The sequence below is a fragment of the Chryseobacterium binzhouense genome, from assembly GCF_007474545.1.
In the GTDB taxonomy this organism is placed as follows: domain Bacteria; phylum Bacteroidota; class Bacteroidia; order Flavobacteriales; family Weeksellaceae; genus Chryseobacterium; species Chryseobacterium binzhouense.
Genome location: NZ_VKOG01000001.1, coordinates 586,801 through 603,688 on the forward strand (window position 1 = coordinate 586,801; position 16,888 = coordinate 603,688).

Here is a 16,888-nt window from a genome sequence, read left to right on the forward strand (position 1 = left end):
TCAATAAAATTGGATAGCAAAATTACTTAAAATATAATGATTAGACGTTTTTAATCAAACTTTACTTTATTGTTGTATTTCGGGCTGAAGTTTTTAGGGGTAAGCTTCTCAACCGTTTTTGAAAAGTTGTTGATAATCTGCGCCATGTTGGTGAAATTTACAATACTTAAGTCATCATTCGGTTGATGATAATGCTTGGCTTTCGTCATATCTACTGTGGAAATAGAATGGGCGATAATTTTCTTTTTTACATAGCTTACATTGTCGGAGCGATAAAATAATTGCTGTTTAGCATACGGATCAGGATGAATTTTTAAACCGTCTACAGCATATTTGTTAAAAAGCTCGTCCAAATCAGAGAATTCATCACCGGTAATAAAGACCGCATTTTTTCCGAATTGAGATTCTGTAGCAACCATTTCAAAATTAAATAGGGCAGCAATGTTTTCATTAATGCGATTCATGTTGTCGTCTTCTGAAATTGCTTTAGAACCCAACATTCCCTTTTCTTCTCCGTTAAATGCCATAAAAACCATAGAAAATTCTGGATCCTTATCTTTGAAATAATCTGAAATACCCACTAATGCGGTAATTCCGCTTGCATTGTCATCTGCTCCGTTATAAATATTGTCACCGCCAGATTTATTTTTTGTGCTGATATGATCAAAATGTCCGGAAAATCCTAAAACTTTTTCTGATTTTCCTCTCTTTATTCCACATACATTGTAAGCAGTTTTGCCTTTGTAGTCAAATGGGATTAAATAAGAATTTCCTGTACAGTATTCCAGATTATTTTTCTCAAAAAGTTCTGCGATATATTGTGCAGATTTGTCGTTTTCCGGAGTTCCGATTTCGCGGCCTTTCATTTCGTCTGAAGCCAAAACTGAAATGATGGTTTTTATTCTTTCTTCAGACACCTCTTGTGCAAAAGTAGATATACTGAAAAATGAAAGTAATACAAAGGTTAATTTTTTCATGTTAATTTTTGCTTTTAATTTATTTAATCTGTATATGTCGCAAATTTCAGCAAATTGTTTCTGAGATATAAAAATAAATATTATTTATTTAAAGTTGATGCAGCCAACGCTGAATATTAAAAAAACAGCTCCTAATAAAGAAGCTGTTCTCACTCAAAAAATCGTTGTTAGGTTATCGGAGTCTGTCTACAGATTTTACGAGCCTCTCATCTTTTCTGATAAAAATATTTGCCATAAGCAAGCAGATTATCGAAATAAATGGAAAAACCGGCTCAATACCCTTCTCAGGAAAATCTATTCCTCCGGATAAATTTTGCAGCCAATACACCAAAATACCAATCAACAAAGCGTTTATAATCATGCTGGCTGTATTAAGCATGATTTGTCTTTTTCTGTTTTTATAACTGAATAAACTGAATGCTCCAATTAAAACAAGAACTACTGAAGAAGCATCAATCACCGGGAAACTTCCGAAAACATCAACATCCTGTCCTGTTATAAAAAGAAATACTGCGCCTAAAACCGCAAGTAAAATCCAAACCGTCTGTATTCTTTGTAGCATAGAATTTAAAATTCAGAAGCAAAAATAATATAAATTTTGCACAATTCAAAAATAAGTGTAGATTTGCAATATACAATGTACTTGAAAACAAAAGTCACCGGACTTACTTTTCTTACTCACAATTAATTACATTTTTACATAAAATATGTTTAACATAGAAACGTTAAGGTCAAAATCCGTTACGGAATTGACTAAAATCTTGAAAGATTTAGGCGTGAAGGTTGCAAGAACAAGCAATGAAAACGATAAAATCTTTGCTATTTTAGATTTTCAGGCTTCCAATCCAAAAGTGACGAAAGAGTATTTCAACTCTACGGAAGTTTCTGAGAATAAAGAAGAACCACTGCCGGAAAAACCGGCAAAAACAACCTCCCGAAAAACAACAGCTCCTAAAAAAACTGCTAAAAAGGTACTGCCTGAAGCTGAAGCTGAAAAAAAGGAAGAACAGGAAACTCCTGAAAAGGAAATCAAAAAAGAAGAAATTCTCTCTCCTGAAGCTGCTGAAGAGGATAAAGTAAAGGAGGTTGCTGAAGAAAAGCCAGCAAGCGCACCCAAACAAAAAAGAAAAAGAGTTTCTGCAGCACCTAAAACAGAAACCGAAATACAGGAGAAAACAGAAGCTCCGGTGAATACAGATTCTCAGCCTGTTCAGGCAAAAGAAGAAAGACCTAAAAGACCGCAGGGTCAGCCTCAGAATACAAAAGGTCAAAACCATCCAAATCCCAATAACGGAAATTCTCAAAACAGAAACCAGAATAATAATCCGAATCAAAATCAAAATCAGAATTCGGGTCAAAACCAGAATACTAATCAAAATCCTAACAGGCATGCTGAAAAGCAGGAAGAAGCTGAACCAAGGAAAGAGTTTAGTTTTGACGGAATGGTTAGCATTGAAGGAGTTTTGGAAATTTTACCGGATAATTACGGTTTTTTAAGATCATCAGATTTCAGCTATATTTCTTCACCAGATGATGTGTATGTTTCTACAGCTCAGATCAGAAATTTCGGCTTAAAAACCGGAGATACCGTAAAAGGAATCGTACGTCTGCCTAAAGAAGGTGAAAAATATTTTTCTTTACTAAAACCTACTGAAGTTAACGGACGCGATTTAGCTTTCATCAAAGATCGAGTTGCATTTGAATATCTTACGCCGCTTTTTCCTGAAGAGAAATTTAATTTAGCCGGAAATAATTCTACTATCTCTACAAGAATAGTTGATCTTTTTGCTCCTATTGGTAAAGGCCAAAGAGCGATGATCGTTGCACAGCCGAAAACCGGTAAAACCATGTTGCTGAAAGATATTGCCAATTCTATTGCGGCCAATCATCCTGAAGTGTATATGATGGTACTTCTGATTGATGAACGTCCTGAAGAGGTAACTGATATGGAAAGAAGTGTAAATGCTGAAGTAATTGCGTCTACCTTTGATGAAGCTGCCGATAAACATGTGAAAGTAGCCAATCTTGTTTTGGCAAAAGCCCAGAGAATGGTAGAATGCGGACATGACGTAGTTATTCTTTTGGACTCTATCACGAGATTAGCTAGAGCTTACAATACGGTAACTCCGGCTTCTGGTAAAGTTCTTTCCGGTGGAGTTGATGCCAATGCGCTTCACAAACCGAAAAGATTTTTCGGAGCGGCAAGAAAAATTGAAGGCGGCGGATCTTTAACGATTATTGCAACAGCTCTTATTGATACAGGATCTAAAATGGATGAGGTTATTTTTGAAGAATTCAAAGGTACCGGAAACATGGAACTTCAACTAGACAGAAAAATCGCCAACAGAAGAATTTATCCGGCAATTGATCTTGTAGCTTCCAGTACACGTAGAGATGATCTTTTAATGGATGATGTCACTACTCAAAGAATGTGGATTTTAAGAAAATATCTTTCTGAAATGAATCCTGTAGAAGCAATGGAATTTGTGAATAAAAACATCAGAGGAACTTTGAATAACGAAGAGTTTTTAATGTCAATGAATAAATAAGATTTTTTATCTTAAGAAACAAAGCAGTCAAATTTTTTGGCTGCTTTTGTATTTGTTATTATCAATGTTAAAGATTTATTAAAATAATCTCTATTTTTTGAACTTGGCTTGAATATTGGCTAAATTTACATATTAACATTAAAAACAAACTTATGTCATTTGAATTACCAAAATTAGGATACGCTTACGAAGCTTTAGAACCAACAATTGATGCAAAAACAATGGAGATTCACCATTCTAAGCATCATCAGGCTTATGTTGATAATTTAAACAAAGCAATTGAAGGAACAGATTTGGAAGGTCAGTCTATCGAAGATGTTTGTAAAAACGGTTCTGAAAAACCAGCTGTAAGAAACAATGGAGGTGGTCATTTTAATCATACACTATTTTGGGAGATTTTAACTCCGGGCGGTAGCAAAGAACCTGTAGGAAGTGTAAAAGCTGCTATTGAAAACTACGGAGGTTTTGAAAAATTCAAAAATGATTTTTCTGATGCTGCCAAAACAAGATTCGGTTCAGGGTGGGCTTGGCTGGTAAAAAATGAAGACGGATCTGTTTCTGTAACTTCTACTCCAAACCAGGATAACCCACTCATGCCGGTTGCTGATGTACAGGGAACTCCGGTATTAGGATTAGACGTTTGGGAGCATGCTTACTATTTGAACTACCAAAACAGAAGACCTGATTATGTAACTGCATTCTTCGATGTGGTAAATTGGGATAAAGTTGAGGAGTTATTCAACAAATAAATCTTCAGTTTATATAATTAAAAAAGGTTCAGAATTTCTGAACCTTTTTGTTTAGATTTTAGTTAACAATAACTTTTTTAGTAATTATTTTATTATTGATATTAATATTTAATAGATAAGTTGCCTTAGGCAAACCTTGTACCTTTATCTGAGTAGAACTGCCTTTTAGAACACTTCTTCCTGAAATATCTAATAGTTCCCAAGAAGTTAGTTTCTCATTTCCTGAATCTATACTCATGAAAGTAGAAGCAGGGTTAGGGAAGACTTTTAATTCAATTGAATTAGCTCTAGTTTCTTTAGCAAAATTATTTGCAGATGTATTGCTATTTTTTGCGAAGTTTCCAATTATTCCATCACATGGACCAATGTATGCATGGAATAAGCCATTTTCTGTAGCTCTAACATAAAAACCAGGAAGTAAAGTGACATTATTTCCAGCTTTGTAATTAACAGTTAAGCCGTCATTAATTACTGATGAAGCTGTGATTGATTGACCTGCTTGGAAATTTTGTGAAGAGCTAACTTGATAGTTTATGTTTAAGTTATCAGGACAGTAATTCAACGTAGGGATTAATTGTGGAAATGAAAATCCGTTTTTTGTATCTCGTGGTGGGGGTATACTACTTAGGGGAGAGATGGTAGAATTCCAGATATTTGGATTGTTAATTACTCCCCAATTATAAGAAGTGTAAACTCCTGTGCTAGGAGGATTAGTATATCCAAATATTACCTCGCGATAACCATTTCCAGTAGTATCATTGAGGACAGCTTTATAAAGTAAATATATCTTACCATTTTTAGCAAGTTGCATACCAGCGACTAGACCATCAAGTGAAAATTTGTAAGTAGGAGCTGTATTTACAACACCAATTAAACTACTTGTACTAATATTATACATGGATAATCCAGACCAAGTTACATTATATATGCAATATGGATATGTGCAAAGATTTGAACTTGAACTAATAAAATATATAATATTACTGTCGGGAGAAAATTCAGCACTATTGGGACCTTGACTGTGGTCAGCATAGTATGATGTAAAATTATTATTGGGAATAATATTGAAAGGGTTTGTAACAGTTCCTGTATTATTATTAAAATCATACAATAAAACACTGTTGTTTTGACGTGTTAAAAGTTTTTGAGAATTAGGAGAAATCTTAATAAATGTACCATAATTTGTTCCTTGGCTTACCACAGGATTAGTATTAAGACCATTAGTACTTAATTTATAAGATAAAAAATTGCCATTATTTGCTGTAACAATCCAGTATGAGTTACCATCACTTGCTAATGTTGAAGTTAATGCGTTAGTTTCTGAATTATTAAATAATAAATTGTTTTTAGAAGTTACAGCTCCTAAACCTCCAGATAAATTCATATCAACAATCGCATATCTTAGACCATAATTAGTGGTTGGTGTTGGTGCTAAGAAAAAAGTCTGGTCTCTCATTGTTCTATTTCCATTAATATAAAAAACATAATACAATGATGTAGAATTTGGAACTGGTACTATAATAGAAGATTGGTCTGATGGGTTGCCGAAATAATCATATTGATAAACTGTGGTATTAGTAAATAGATTATCTCCATTTGTCATAACCGCTCCATTCTTATTATAAATCTTATATCCATCACTAAAAAAAAGAAGTTCTCCTGTATTTTTGTCACTAACTACAGAGCTGCTATATCTAATATTGGGCGTAAGATTTGTAGTATGTGTAAAGCCATTTGGCATTGAATTATCGAACTTCCATTTGTTATTGCCAAATAACCAATTGTCATTTTCATGTTGCGCAAGTAAAAGATTGCTTCCAAAACATAAAATTATAAATAATAAATAAATTTTGTTTATCATATGTTATTTGTTTTTGTTTTCAAGTTTTTCAATTCTCTTCTGCTGTTCTTTAATCAACTTATTCTGCTCAATCGTATAAAGAGTAAGCTCTTCAATTTTCTGCAACAGTTTGATTTGAAATTCACCTACATTTACACCTTCTTTTTCCATTTCTTTGGCAGAAGCAATTTCAGGTAAGTGTCTTTTCTCTTTAATGTGTTTTTCAACATCTTCTAATTTCGGAAGATTATAAGATTCTTCAAACACAAAATCTGCGGTTGGTGTAAGGGTTACTTTTATTTCTTTGGCTTCGAATTTTCCTTGTAAAGAAGCGTTATCACCCTTTACCAGAAAAGTGGTTCCTAATTTAGTGCCCCCTGTAAAATCATTATGATAATTCAAGGTTAATATATTACCATTGTCATGAACAATTGCTCTACCACCTGATCCTCTAGGTTCAAATCTTAAAAAGATGTCTGCTAATCCTTCATATGACATGATATTATTGTTGTTTACTATTTTAAAAATACCATTGGTTACTTCTACATTGCCATGTAATTTTATGGATCCTTGAGTTTTTAAATTTATACCGCCCCACCAATTTGTATCCAATACCCATCCATATGGTGTCAGGATATTGGATATCTTATAATTTTGATGTTCTGACGGTACATCTTTGAACTGTCTAGCTATTAAATTTGTGAAGAATATGTCATCATATGTCCCAGTTTGTGCATTCACAAAAATTGCCGAAATAGTAAACATTAATGTTATTATGAATTTTTTCATAGTTTAAAGTTTAGTTTTTGTTAATTTTAGATTCTAGCTCTTTTATTCTTTTATCCTGCTCAATCGTATAAAGAGTAAGCTCTTCAATTTTTTGCAAAAGTTTAATTTGAAATTCACCAACATTTACACCTTCTTTTTCCATTTCTTTAGCAGAAGCAATTTCAGGTAAATGCTTTTTTTCTTTAATGTGTTTTTCAACATCTTCTAATTTTGGAAGATTGTAATCTTCTTCAAAAACAAAATCTGCGGTAGGGATGAGAGTTACTTTAATTTCTTTGGCTTCAAATTTTCCCTGAAGGAAAGCATTGCCATTAGTGTTAATAAAAAACTTAGGATTTGATTCACCTCCTGTAAACATTCTTATCCCTTTAAACGCGGCCATCCATAGTTCGGCACCGCCTGATACTGATGGAGATAGAATGCCGTAATGTGGCATGGATATAGTATTAGTAAGAACAGGAACATCAGATGCTGTAACATTAAATCTAGTGTCGTCTTGAAGGCTTATTGCAGAACCTCCAATTGCATAAATGTCACCATTTACTGTCAAGCTTCTTGTAGGGTTTACAGTGTTAATGCCGACATTTCCTAAACGATCAATTCTAATTCTTTCCTGGGTACCTGTAGATAAGCTTACACCAAAATATCCAGAAAGATTAGTTCCGGGACCTTGGTCATTCTGAATTCCTGTGGGATATATTCCTAATAGTGATAACCCGTAATTTGAAATACCGTTTGTTTTATCGGTAGTATTAAATCCAATATTCAGAATTGAATTTTGAGGTAAATTCCAACCTGTAGAATTTATATCTCCATTAACATGTAGCTTGGAATTTGGTGAAGGTACACCTATACCCACATTTTCGGTTAATGGATTTGACGTGATAGGCGCACCATTTGGAGAATAAAGTTGTGCGGATAGAGTTGCTGAGGTTAAAATAGCCAATGCCAGAATTTGTTTTTTCATGATTTATTAAGATTAGATAAATATATGTTCTTATCACTCTTTTTACAATTTCGCTTGTAAAAGAGTAATGGAAACCTATAAGGTTGTAGCTTTTAGGTTTGAAGTATTAGTTGAAGTAGTTTGAATGGAATATACGAATGTATATAAATGAAGATGTCATAGTATAATAAATTTTGAGTTTGGTTTATATTAGTCTTTGAAACAAAGATAGCAAAATTTTGGTACGAAAATAACTTTTGAATTAAAGACTGAATTTGTTTTCTATAATATAACGAATCAGTTATCAATAAAATCAGATATTTTAAATTGAATTATTTTCTTAATTCATTGGCAGAGTGCTATATCTTAATCTACTACGGAATCAAAATCTTATCACCGCCAAATTTAGGTTCAATTTCAAAGAGTAAATCCCAATACGCTTTAGATTTTGCAAGATATTCTCTGAGGTTTGTTTTGAGACCTGCGTATTTATTAACATTTTCAGCATTATAGCCATACGCTTCAATATTATTTTTTCTGGCGAGAAAGACAGCTCTTTCGTTATGGAATTTTTGTGAAATGATAATCAGTTGCTTCTGACTGAAGATTTCTTTGGCTCTTACTACTGAATCTAAAGTTCTGAATCCTGCAAAATCAAGAAATATTTTATCCTGTGGAATTCCTTGCTGCATCAGAGCCTGTTGCATATCTTCAGGCTCATTGTAATCTTTTCTGCTGTTGTCACCGCTTACGATGATATATTTAATTTTTCCGCTTTTATATAAGTCTGCCGCAGCTTTTATGCGGTTGGTGAAATACGCATTCGGATAACCGTTGCTCAGCGTTTTGCTTGTTCCTAAAAGCATGGCAGTTTTAGTCTGCGGAATCTGTGAAGTTTCATCATAGAGAAAAGTTTCAGTGCTTTTCTTAATGCTGTAATTGGCAAAGACAACAAAAATAAATCCTGCCACAAAAAGAAGCAGGAAAAATTTAAAAAAGTTTTTCAGTATTTTTTTCATCATGTGATTGTATTTTAGAACTCCAATCCGTTTGGAAATGCTTTTTTTCTGAAAATTAATAACAGTGCAGCTCCCACGGTAATTGCAGAATCGGCAATATTAAAAATATATTTAAAAAACTCAATGTGCTTTCCTCCAATCAAAGGCCAGCTTTCAGGTACATTCCAGTCAACAATAGGAAAATGCAGCATATCTACCACACAACCTTTCATAAAAGCAGAATATCCTTCTCCAAAAGGAACCAATTTAGAAACTCCGCCATAGCCGATCCATCTTCCTGTATTTTCGTCGAAAACAGTTCCGCTGTCAAAGATTAAACCGTAAAACATTCCATCAATCAAATTTCCGATGGCTCCTGCAAAAATCATTGCCATAGGAATCAGAAGATAATTAGATTCTCCTCTTTTCAGCCATTTTTTAAAGAGATAAATCATTCCGCCAATCAAAAACAGTCTTATGATCACCAGAAAATATTTGCCGATAATTCCGCCAAAATGAAATCCGTAAGCCATTCCGGGATTTTCAACAAAAGTTTTATTAAAAAAGCCATCAATTACAGGAACGCTTTCGTTTAGCTGGAAATTTGTTTTTACATAAATTTTAGAAGCCTGATCTATCAATAAGATAAGAAAGGTCACCAAAGCAATCTTCTTCATTACAATCCTTTTGGTTTTGATGGGTTATTAATTTTTTCGTTTTTCTTTTCAATTACTTTTTTAATCGTTTTCTGATTGTGAAAAGTATTTTTTGTGTGAAATTTTTCATATTTAATTCCCATCTCCTTCAATACGCTTTTCAGCGCATTCAGTTCCATAGAATTTTTGGTGTGTACGATGATAGATTCCATTGTTTGATTTTAAAATTATTTGCGGGAAAGCTCATCCAGTCTTTTTCTGTCTTTTGCAGAAAGATCATTGATGCCGTTTTTGCCCATTTTACCCAGAAGTCTGTCTATTTCCTTCTCTCTTTCGCGTTTGTCAGAATTAAATTTGTCGTCAATCGTGTAATTTTTTTCCTTTTCAGGAAAAAATTTCTCTTTCAGCTTTTCTCTGTTGAAAAATGCCAAAACAGCAATGATGATTACGGCTAAAATCACAAATTCAGTCATAGCTATAATTAAAAATTAGGTTTATAAAATGCTGTAAAAACATTATATAAACCCAATTAATTATTTACAAAAATAAGATAAAATAATTATCTCTGCATATTTTTAGCTTCAATACTTAATGTAGCATGCGGAACCGCCAGAAGTCTTTCCTTCGGAATCAGCTTTCCGGTTACTCTGCAGATGCCATACGTTTTATTTTCAATCCTGATCAGTGCATTTTTCAGATCGCGTACAAACTTTTCCTGTCTTCCGGCAAGAATAGAATTCTGCTCTTTACTTAATGTTTCAGCACCTTCTTCAAAAGCTTTGAAGGTAGGCGAAGTATCATCTGTACCATTGTTCTGGTCATTGATGAAACTTTCTCTGATCAGCTGAAGATCTCTTTCAGCTTTATCTATTTTTTCTTTGATTACTTTTTTAAATTCCTGTAAATCAGCGTCGCTGTATCGCACTCTTTCGTCTTGCATGGCTCTTTTTCTTTTTAATAAAATTATGAATTGGAATTTGAAAAAACAACAATTAAATATTAATTTTTTTCAACATTCACTTTAAAATTTTGGTCATCAATGTCGAATTCGTTAAAATTTGAAAGTGAAGATACAACTTCTATTTTGTTTGACAACACCTCAGATGAAATATATTCTTCATTTTGTCTGATTTGTTCAAGAAAAGGATTATTTTCTTCCAAAATAATGCTGATTTTATCTGTTAAATCAAAATCTTTTTCTTTTCTAAGATTCTGAATCCTGTTGATAAATTCTCTTGCGATACCTTCAGATTTCAACTCATCTGTCAGCTTCAAATCTAATGCCACAGTTGTTTTTCCGTCTGAAGTTACCGTCCATCCCGGAATGTCTTTGGTGGAAATTTCAACATCCGCTGTTGTAATTTCATAGCCTTGAATATTGATGCTTCCGTTTTTCTCTAAAGTAGAAATTTGTTCTGCTGAAAGATTAGTAATTTCATTACCAACCACTTTCATGTCTTTTCCAAGTCTGGAACCTAAGGTTTTGAAGTTAGGTTTTATCTGTTTTACGATTAAATGAGATGCTTCTTCCGCATTGATTAATTGTAATTCTTTAACGTTAACTTCTTGTTTAATTAATTCTGCAACCGCCAAAATCTGTTCTTCAGTTTTAGAATCCAATACAGGAATCAAAACTTTTTGCAACGGTTGACGCACTTTCACATTTTCTTTCTTTCTCAGAGAGAAAACCATACTTGTAATATTTTGTGCCAAATGCGTTTTCTCTACCAGATCCTGATCGATTAAACTTTCATCCGCAACCGGGAAATCTGTTAAATGGACAGATTCATTGCTGTCTTTTCCTGTTACTTTATTCAAATCCTGATACAGCTGATCCATAAAGAACGGAGCGATAGGAGCCGATAATTTGGCAACCGTTTCCAGACAGGTGTATAAAGTCTGATAAGCAGAGATTTTGTCGTCAGAATAATCTCCTTTCCAGAAACGTCTTCTGCACAATCTTACGTACCAGTTTGATAAATTGTCATTCACAAAAGTACTGATGGCTCTTGCTACTCTTGTCGGCTCATAATCTTCGTAGAATGCTTTTACTTCTTTAATTAAGAGATTTAATTCAGATAAAATCCATCGATCGATTTCTGGTCTGTTTTCAACTTCTTTTTCAGAATAATTAAATCCGTCAACATTTGCATACAAAGCAAAGAATGAATAAGTATTGTAAAGTGTTCCGAAGAATTTTCTTCTCACTTCATCAATTCCGTCTTTATCGAATTTCAAATTTTCCCAAGGATTTGCGTTAGAAATCATGTACCAACGTGTAGCATCGGGACCGTAATCTCCAAGCGTTTCAAAAGGATCAACTGCATTTCCGAGACGTTTAGACATTTTCTGACCGTTTTTATCCAAAACAAGTCCGTTACTCATTACATTTTTATAAGCAACAGAGTCAAAAACTGCTGTTCCGATTGCGTGAAGTGTATAAAACCATCCACGAGTCTGGTCAACGCCTTCAGCGATAAAATCTGCCGGAAATGCTTTATTGTTATCAATTAATTCTTTGTTCTCAAAAGGATAATGTAATTGTGCATAAGGCATCGCTCCGGAATCAAACCAAACGTCGATTAAATCGCTTTCGCGCTTCATTGCCTTTCCTGAATCTGAAACCAAAACAATTTTATCAACAATATTTTTGTGTAAATCAACCGAAGAATAATTTTCTTCAGACATATTTCCGATTTCAAAACCTTTGAAAGGATTTTCTGTCATTAATCCTGCAGCTATTGATTTCTCAATTTCATTGTATAATTCTTCTACAGAACCGATGATTTTTTCATCTTTTTGATCTTCTGTTCTCCAGATTGGCAACGGTATTCCCCAATATCTTGATCGCGAAAGATTCCAGTCATTTACATTTTCAAGCCAGTTAGCAAAACGACCTTCTCCGGTAGATTTTGGTTTCCAATTGATGGTTTCGTTGAGTTCCACCAAACGGTTTTTCACCTGAGACATTTTCACAAACCATGAATCGAGCGGATAGTACAAAACAGGTTTATCGGTTCTCCAGCAATGTGGGTAGCTGTGAACATATTTTTCTACTTTGAAGGCTTTGTTTTCTGTTTTCAGCAAAATCGCCAATTCTACATCCCAGGATTTTTCAGGAGCAGTTCCTTCATCGTAATATTCGTTTTTAATATATTTTCCTGAGAAAGTTTCCGGAACATTTTCTCCTTTAATAAATTTACCCTGCAAATCTACAAGAGGAACCAGATTATCATTTTCATCTTTTACCAACATTGGTGGAATTCCCGCATCTTTCGCTACTCTCGCATCATCCGCACCAAAAGTAGGAGCAATGTGAACAATTCCGGTACCGTCTTCCGTAGTTACAAAATCTCCGATAATCACTCTGAACGCCTTCTCAGGATTTTCATTTGGAGTAAACCAAGAAATTAGCTGTTCGTATTGAGTTCCAGCTAATTTTTCTCCGGTAAATTCTTTTAGAATTTTAAACGGAATGGTTTTGCTGTCTGAAGTATAGTTTGCCAAATCTTCATCAGTTCCTTCAACGAATTTTTTACCAAAATTTTTCTCCAATAGAACTCTCGCCAAAACAACGGTTACAGGCTCAAAAGTATATTGATTGAAAGTTTTCACCAAAACATATTCAATATCTCTTCCTACCGCCAAAGCTGTGTTTGAAGGTAAAGTCCACGGAGTTGTCGTCCATGCTAAAATATTTACATCTCCGTCAACATCATTGAATAATTCTGAAGAATCTTTTTTTACTTTAAATTGGGCAACAATTGTAGTATCGGTAACATCACGGTAAGTTCCCGGCTGATTCAGCTCGTGAGAAGAAAGTCCGGTTCCCGCTTTTGGGGAATAAGGCTGAATTGTATACCCTTTATACAACAATTCTTTGCTGTACAATTGTTTTAGCAACCACCAAACGGTTTCCATGTATTTTGATTTGTACGTGATATATGGATCTTCCAAATCTACCCAATATCCGATTTTTTCGGTAAGGTGATTCCAAACATCAGTATAACGCATTACCGCTTCACGACAAGCTTTGTTGTAATCTTCAATCGAAATTTTTTTGCCAATATCTTCTTTAGTAATTCCGAGTTCTTTTTCAACTCCTAATTCTACGGGAAGTCCGTGTGTGTCCCAACCAGCTTTACGGAAAACCTGTTTTCCGTTCTGCGTTTGGTAACGGCAGAAAATATCTTTCAACGCTCTTGCCATAACGTGGTGAATTCCGGGCATTCCGTTGGCTGAAGGCGGACCTTCATAAAACACAAACTCAGGATTTCCCTGACGCGTTTCCACACTTTTTGCAAAAGTGTCATTTGCTTTCCAGAACTCCGAAACATTTTCGGCTACGTCTATAAGGTTGAGGTTTTTATATTCTTTAAATTGGCTCATTGTAATTTCTCAATTTCGTTGATTAATCAAGTTGGCAAATTTAGTGAATTTTGTCGGTTTATAATATATGTTTTATTTTGATGTCGTCTAATAAAAAGTTGGCAAAAATTGATGTAGCGAAGAATGTGAAGTTTCAACAGTGAAATATGAAATTTTTAATCAGTTTATCCGATTTGTAATTTATTATTTTATCAATAGGAATGGGTTTTAACCCGCTTTCAATGTTGCGTGCTATGGCTTTAGCCAAATTTACTTTACTCTTGCAGATTTGCAGATAATGCAGATTTTTAATTTAATCTAAAAGATCATCTGTAAAAATCTGTGCAATCTGTTGGAACAAAATTTTGCATCCGACTTTTAATTTTAATTTAAATAAATTTGTCTTTTAAAATTTAAATCATTGGAACTCTTCCCACTCATCGAAAAATCAGACATTCAAGACATCAAAAAGTTTCAGGAAGAAAAACTGAAAGAGCTTTTGAAATATCTTGAAACTCATTCTCCTTTTTATCAGAAGTTATTTAAGGAAAAGAATATTAATATTTCTACCATTCGTACGTTAGAAGATTTGTCTAAACTTCCAACCACTACAAAGACTGATCTGCAACTTTATAATGATGATTTTTTCTGTGTTCCGATGACCGAAATCGTAGATTTCAGCACAACATCAGGAACGTTGGGAGACCCCGTTACGTTCGGACTGTCTGAAAAAGATATGGAACGAATTGCCTACAATGAAGCAATTTCTCTCTCTTGTGCAGGGATTTCCAAAGGCGATGTTGTACAGATGATTACGACAATTGATAAGCGGTTTATTGCTGGTTTGGCATATTTGCTTGGTTTGAGAAAAATTGGTGCGGGAGTTGTGAGAATGGGACCCGGAATTCCGGAATTGCAGTGGGATTCTATTTTCAGGTACAAACCGAAATATTTAATTACCGTTCCGTCTTTTTTGCTGAAAATGATTGATTATGCTGAGAAAAACAATGTAGATTATAAAAATTCAGGCGTAATTGGTGCGGTCTGTATTGGTGAAAGCATCAAAAATCAGGATTTTTCGGATAATATTCTTTCTCAAAAAATTAAAGAAAAATGGAATATTCAACTGTATTCAACCTATGCTTCAACAGAAATGAGTACAGCTTTCACAGAATGTGAATTTCAGAATGGCGGACATCAACATCCGGAATTAATCATTACCGAAATTCTTGACGATGATGAAAATCCTGTAAAAGAAGGCGAAACCGGAGAATTAACGATTACGACTCTTGGCGTAGAAGCACTTCCTTTGTTGAGGTTTAAAACTGGAGATATTGTGAAAGCACATTACGAACCTTGTCGATGTGGAAGAAACACGATGAGACTGGGTCCAGTTATCGGTAGAAAACAGCAGATGATTAAATATAAAGGAACAACTTTATATCCACCTGCGATGAATGATATTCTGAATGATTTTAATGGAATTTTGTGCTACCAGATTGTTATTCAATCAAATGAAATAGGGTTGGATGAAATTATAATCAAATTAAGCACAGAAATCAGCGACGAAAATTTTGAAAACGAAGTTCGGGATCATTTCAGGGCAAAATTAAGAGTAAGTCCGAAAATTGAAATAGTAGATTTTGATATTTTATATAAAACAGTTTTTAATCCGAATAGTAGAAAGCCAATCAATTTTGTGGACTTAAGATAAACAAAAGCGGTCTGAAAATTATCAGACCGCTTTTTTATGCTTGTATTTTTTCTGTTTTAATAAATTCTGCCAGATTTTTGATCGCTGTATCATGTATTCTCACAAAAGTATTTTTCTTGTTCCAAACGTAACCCGCCAAAACTGCACAGATTTTTCTTTTCACGTCTGGATTTTCAGGTTGATGAAAAAATAATTCCTGAAGATTTCCGGTGTACCATTCTTTTACGTACGTTGTGAAAACATTAACGCCATATAAAATATAGTCCGAATATTCTTTTTGCCAGTCGATTTTTTCTCCGTTCAATTGTCTGATAGCCAATTTTGCAGCCAACATTCCGGATTCTGTTGCGAATGCCATTCCCGATGAAAAAACAGGATCAAGAAATTCTGAAGCATTTCCCGTTAAAGCAAATCCGTCACCGAATAGTTTTTTGACGGAACACGAATAATCTTTCAGATGTTTTGGTTCAAATAAAAATTCTACATCCCCGAAGCGTTTTACATAATAATCTGAAAGAGAAATTGCTTTTCGTAAAGCTTCGGCAGTGTTACCATTTTCAGAAAGTTTATCGATATAATCAGTGGGTCCTACAATTCCTACACTTGTGTTGCCGTTGGAAAAAGGGATTACCCAAAGCCAGACTTCGGTTTCAATAATGTCAAAAGAAATTAAAGTTCCTTCCGTACCTTCTTCTCGGTTAATATCTTTTACGTGAGCAAAAATAGCAGAATGCGGAGACAGTTTTGAAGGTTTTTCTAAGTTTAAAAGTCTCGGTAAAACTCTTCCGTAACCGCTGGAATCAATCACAAACTTTGCGTGGATTTCTTTGGTTTCTCCGTTTTTATTTTTTACGGTCGTAACAGAATCTGTTCCGTTAAATTCAATTCCGGTTACTTCTGTTTCAAATTCGAGATCTACACCTTTATTAATGACTTCCTGAGCCAAAACCTGATCAAAATCTGCTCTCGGAACCTGCCATGTCCAGTCCCATCCTTCTCCAAATTTATTACTAAAATCAAAAAGACACACTTCATCACCTCTTAAAAAACGGGCGCCAAGTTTTTTTTCAAATCCCATTTTATCCAGAGCAGGAAATAGTCCCGCTTCATCAAAATGATCCATCACTCTTGGAATTAAGCTCTCGCCTACAACCAATCTGGGAAATCTGGTTTTTTCAACCACTTTTACATTGATGTTGTTGTTCTTTAAGTATGAGGAAGATACACATCCTGATGGACCAGCTCCTATGACAAGAACATCAACAAATTCTTTGCTCATCTCCGATTTTTTATTTTATAAAT

Annotated in this window: 14 protein-coding genes and 1 pseudogene; 3 read left to right on the forward strand and 12 right to left on the reverse strand. The window is 34.2% G+C overall.

The features are described 5' to 3' along the window. Nucleotides 1-50: 50 nt before the first annotated feature. Nucleotides 51-977: a M28 family metallopeptidase gene (locus FNE73_RS02700; RefSeq protein WP_143883239.1), complete on the reverse strand. Its 927-nt coding sequence runs from the start codon at nucleotides 975-977 to the stop codon at nucleotides 51-53. A gap of 172 nt (nucleotides 978-1,149) precedes the next feature. Further along, nucleotides 1,150-1,539: a DUF4293 domain-containing protein gene (locus tag FNE73_RS02705; RefSeq protein ID WP_143883240.1), complete on the reverse strand. Its 390-nt coding sequence runs from the start codon at nucleotides 1,537-1,539 to the stop codon at nucleotides 1,150-1,152. A 145-nt stretch (nucleotides 1,540-1,684) separates the two neighbouring features. On the opposite strand from FNE73_RS02705, the gene rho reads away from it, so the two are divergent. Together rho and FNE73_RS02715 are read left to right on the forward strand one after the other, a co-directional pair. Continuing rightward, entirely contained in the window at nucleotides 1,685-3,526 is a 1,842-nt protein-coding gene (gene rho, locus FNE73_RS02710; RefSeq protein ID WP_143883241.1) for a transcription termination factor Rho, read from the forward strand. Nucleotides 3,527-3,678: 152 nt separating this feature from the next. After that, complete coding sequence (locus tag FNE73_RS02715) at nucleotides 3,679-4,275, forward strand: superoxide dismutase (protein WP_143883242.1); 597 nt, start codon at nucleotides 3,679-3,681, stop codon at nucleotides 4,273-4,275. A 58-nt stretch (nucleotides 4,276-4,333) separates the two neighbouring features. Here FNE73_RS02715 and FNE73_RS02720 read toward each other — a convergent pair whose 3' ends face one another. The 9 genes and pseudogenes from FNE73_RS02720 to ileS all read right to left on the reverse strand — a co-directional run bounded on the left by FNE73_RS02720 (nucleotide 4,334) and on the right by ileS (nucleotide 13,893). Continuing rightward, entirely contained in the window at nucleotides 4,334-6,136 is a 1,803-nt protein-coding gene (locus tag FNE73_RS02720; protein WP_143883243.1) for a 3-coathanger stack domain-containing protein, read from the reverse strand. A gap of 3 nt (nucleotides 6,137-6,139) precedes the next feature. Beyond that, nucleotides 6,140-6,445, reverse strand: a pseudogene (locus FNE73_RS17045) (hypothetical protein); the annotation flags it as partial. Nucleotides 6,446-6,914: 469 nt separating this feature from the next. Continuing rightward, nucleotides 6,915-7,871 carry a hypothetical protein gene (locus FNE73_RS16810; RefSeq protein WP_228429850.1) on the reverse strand — a complete coding sequence of 319 codons (957 nt, stop codon included), beginning with the start codon at nucleotides 7,869-7,871 and terminating at the stop codon, nucleotides 6,915-6,917. Nucleotides 7,872-8,224: 353 nt separating this feature from the next. Then, nucleotides 8,225-8,869, reverse strand: coding sequence for a SanA/YdcF family protein (locus tag FNE73_RS02735; RefSeq protein WP_143883807.1), 645 nt, complete (start codon nucleotides 8,867-8,869; stop codon nucleotides 8,225-8,227). A gap of 14 nt (nucleotides 8,870-8,883) precedes the next feature. Beyond that, complete coding sequence (locus tag FNE73_RS02740; RefSeq protein WP_143883244.1) at nucleotides 8,884-9,525, reverse strand: lipoprotein signal peptidase; 642 nt, start codon at nucleotides 9,523-9,525, stop codon at nucleotides 8,884-8,886. Next, a complete protein-coding gene (locus tag FNE73_RS02745) occupies nucleotides 9,525-9,716 on the reverse strand; it encodes a hypothetical protein (RefSeq protein ID WP_143883245.1) in 192 nt (63 codons plus the stop codon). The genes FNE73_RS02740 and FNE73_RS02745 overlap by 1 nt, the downstream gene beginning before the upstream one ends. A 15-nt stretch (nucleotides 9,717-9,731) precedes the next feature. Then, nucleotides 9,732-9,977, reverse strand: a complete 246-nt coding sequence (locus FNE73_RS02750) for a DUF6576 domain-containing protein (protein ID WP_143883246.1) — start codon at nucleotides 9,975-9,977, stop codon at nucleotides 9,732-9,734. An 86-nt stretch (nucleotides 9,978-10,063) separates the two neighbouring features. Beyond that, on the reverse strand, nucleotides 10,064-10,444 hold the full coding sequence (locus tag FNE73_RS02755) for a TraR/DksA family transcriptional regulator (protein ID WP_089741706.1): 381 nt from the start codon (nucleotides 10,442-10,444) through the stop codon (nucleotides 10,064-10,066). A gap of 59 nt (nucleotides 10,445-10,503) precedes the next feature. Next, nucleotides 10,504-13,893 (reverse strand): isoleucine--tRNA ligase, encoded by a 3,390-nt coding sequence (ileS, locus tag FNE73_RS02760; RefSeq protein WP_143883247.1) that lies wholly within the window; start codon nucleotides 13,891-13,893, stop codon nucleotides 10,504-10,506. A 400-nt stretch (nucleotides 13,894-14,293) separates the two neighbouring features. On the opposite strand from ileS, the gene FNE73_RS02765 reads away from it, so the two are divergent. After that, nucleotides 14,294-15,586: a phenylacetate--CoA ligase family protein gene (locus FNE73_RS02765; RefSeq protein ID WP_143883248.1), complete on the forward strand. Its 1,293-nt coding sequence runs from the start codon at nucleotides 14,294-14,296 to the stop codon at nucleotides 15,584-15,586. Nucleotides 15,587-15,620: 34 nt separating this feature from the next. Here the strand turns inward: FNE73_RS02765 and FNE73_RS02770 are convergent, their stop codons facing one another. After that, nucleotides 15,621-16,865, reverse strand: a complete 1,245-nt coding sequence (locus FNE73_RS02770; protein WP_143883249.1) for an NAD(P)/FAD-dependent oxidoreductase — start codon at nucleotides 16,863-16,865, stop codon at nucleotides 15,621-15,623. Between the last annotated feature and the right edge of the window lie 23 nt (nucleotides 16,866-16,888).